This is a genomic window from Streptomyces sp. XY431, assembly GCF_001279805.1.
Classification (GTDB): Bacteria; Actinomycetota; Actinomycetes; order Streptomycetales; family Streptomycetaceae; genus Kitasatospora; species Kitasatospora purpeofusca.
This window is the reverse complement of sequence record NZ_LGDO01000224.1, coordinates 1-2,426: the sequence shown is the minus strand read 5'-3', so window position 1 is coordinate 2,426 and position 2,426 is coordinate 1. Positions and strand designations below refer to the sequence as shown.

Annotated in this window: 3 protein-coding genes; 2 read left to right on the top strand and 1 reads right to left on the bottom strand. The window is 72.3% G+C overall.

Features of this window, described 5'->3' with window-relative positions:
• Nucleotides 1-484 (top strand): transglycosylase SLT domain-containing protein (locus ADK60_RS21180; RefSeq protein ID WP_159400525.1); only part of this gene is annotated, 484 nt, incomplete at its 5' end.
• 73 nt (nt 485-557) lie between these two features.
• Entirely contained in the window at nt 558-1,658 is a 1,101-nt protein-coding gene (locus tag ADK60_RS21175; RefSeq protein WP_053648111.1) for a calcium:cation antiporter, read from the top strand.
• A gap of 72 nt (nt 1,659-1,730) precedes the next feature.
• On the opposite strand, the gene ADK60_RS21170 is transcribed toward ADK60_RS21175, so the two are convergent.
• The coding region (locus tag ADK60_RS21170) for a CAP domain-containing protein (protein WP_199839709.1) at nt 1,731-2,426 on the bottom strand (696 nt) is incomplete at its 5' end.

Sequence of the window (2,426 nt, the reverse complement as noted above, 5' to 3'; positions counted from 1 at the left end):
CCCCGGCGCCATCCCGCCCGGCGCCGACGTCCCCGCCGCCCTGCGCGGCCCGATCGAGGACGCCGCCCGCCGCTGCCCCGAGCCCGAGGTCACCCCGGTGCTGCTGGCGGCGATGCTCAAGGCGGAGTCCGGCTTCGACCCGGCCGCCGCCCGCCCCGCCACCGGCGAGTACGGCGTGGCGATGTGGACGCCCGCGGTCTTCAACGCCTGGGCGCAGGACGCCGACCACGACGGCGTCAAGAGCTATCTGGACCCGGACGACGCCATCGCCGCGATGGGCGGCTACGTCTGCTGGCTGGGCCAGCGGTTCAAGCAGCGGGGCTTCCCCGCCGCCGAACTGCCGGCCCTGGTGACGGCCGGCTACCGGACGAGCGACAAGACGGTCGCCGACGCCGGCGGCGTCCCCGAACGGGTGAAAGCGCATGTCGCACGCGTGCTCGGCTACCTCGCCGAGTACGGCGGGAGTAGCGTGGCGGGGCCATGAGGTCGGCCACATCCGCCGCCTCCCCGGCGGCGTCGCCACGGAACCCGGGCTTCCGGATGGGATGCTCGGCGGCATGTTCACCAAGCTCCGACCGCTCGTCACGCAGTGGACCACCGTCGTCCCGCTGCTGGCCCTCCTCGTCCTCGTCCTGACCTGGCACCGCGACCTCCCCGGCTGGGTGGTGGGGGTGGTGTCCTGCTTCCTTGCGGGTGCCGTGCTCGCCGCCGTGCACCACGCGGAGGTGGTCGCCCACCGGGTGGGGGAGCCGTTCGGGTCCCTGGTGCTCGCGGTCGCGGTGACGGTGATCGAGGTCGCGCTGATCGTGACCCTGATGGCGGACGGCGGGGACAAGTCGGCGACGCTCGCCCGGGACACCGTGTTCGCGGCGGTGATGATCACCTGCAACGGCATCCTCGGCCTGTCCATCCTGGCCGCGGCCATCAAGCACCGGGTGGCGGTCTTCAACGCCGAGGGGACGGGCGCGGCGCTGGCCACCATCGGGACCCTCGCCACGCTGAGCCTGGTCCTGCCGACCTTCACCACCAGCTCGCCCGGCCCCCAGTTCAACCCCGCCCAGCTGGCCTTCGCGGCGGCCGCCTCGCTCGTGCTGTACCTGCTGTTCGTGGCCACGCTGACGTTCCGGCACCGGGACTACTTCCTGCCGGTCACCTCCGAGGGCAAGGTGCTGGACGAGGAGGACCACGCCGACCCGCCGAGCGCCCGCGCCATGGTGTTCAGCCTGGTGCTGCTCGGCGTGGCGCTGATCTCGGTGGTGGGCCTGGCCAAGGGCGTGTCGCCGACCATCGAGTCGGCGGTCGACTCGGCGGGGCTGCCGTCCTCGGTCGTCGGTGTGGTGATCGCCCTGCTGGTCCTGCTGCCGGAGACCATCGCGGCCCTGCGCGCCGCCACCCGCAACCGGGTGCAGACCAGCCTCAACCTGGCGCTCGGCTCGGCCCTCGCGAGCATCGGCCTGACCATCCCGGCGGTGGCGATCGCCTCGCACTGGCTCTCCGGTCCGCTGGTCCTCGGCCTCGGCCCCTCGCACCTGGTGCTCCTGGCGCTCACCCTCGTGGTCGGCACCCTGACCGTCATCCCGCGCCGGGCGACCCCGCTGCAGGGCGCGGTGCACCTGGCGATCCTGGCGGCGTACGTGGTGCTGGCGATCAACCCCTGAGCGCCCGACCGGCGAAAGCCGACCATGGCGGCCTCCTGGCCGCCATGGTCGATCCGGTTCCGTGTCCCGGGGTCAGCGCGCTCCGAACATCAGGGTGAATGTCGCAGCGTGGTTGCCGTACTTGTCCGTGTAGCGACCGGCACCCGGTCCCGCATCCTTGAACGCGGAGTTCAGGATCGCGGCGCGGTGCCCGTTGTTGGCGTAGTTGTTCTCGGGGTTGTGGTTCATCCACCAGTAGACCGCGGCCTGAGGGGTGCCCCACGTCCATCCGGCGGGCACGACACTCGCGCCGTCGCTCCTCCCGCCGCCGTTCTGGGTGTTCTCCCCCGTCGCGCTGGCACCGTAGCCCGACTTGGCGAACCGGTCCTCCGGCCAGGCGTAGCCGGCTCGGGAGTCCCAGTGCGAGCAGACCAGCGGGGGGTTGTGCGCCGGGCAGGCCCGGTCCGGGCTGCTCGCCCAGTTCTCGGAGTGCGCCCGCGCCGCGGTGGCGAGTTGACCGGTGTAGCAGAGCGCCGCCAGGCCACGCTTCGCACGCTCCACGTTCACGAGGTAGAGCACCGCGTGCTCGGCATTGACGACGTCGGCGTCCGTCTGGGGAACCTTGTCGACATAGCCGGCGTACGGCTCCTCCGCCTTCTGGCAGGCTGCGGCTACGGGCGCGGTACTGGTGTTGTTCCAGGAGGCGGCGATGTCGTCCTTCCGGTCGCCGTTGAAGTCGCCTCCGAGCCATTGGGTGGAGTCGAGCCAGCCGCCGGCGTTGGTGGCCCA

Coding starts and splice junctions, on each gene's coding strand:
- ADK60_RS21175 (WP_053648111.1), top strand. CDS start 558: ATGTTCACCAAGCTCCGACCGCTCGTCACGCAGTGGACCACCGTCGTC.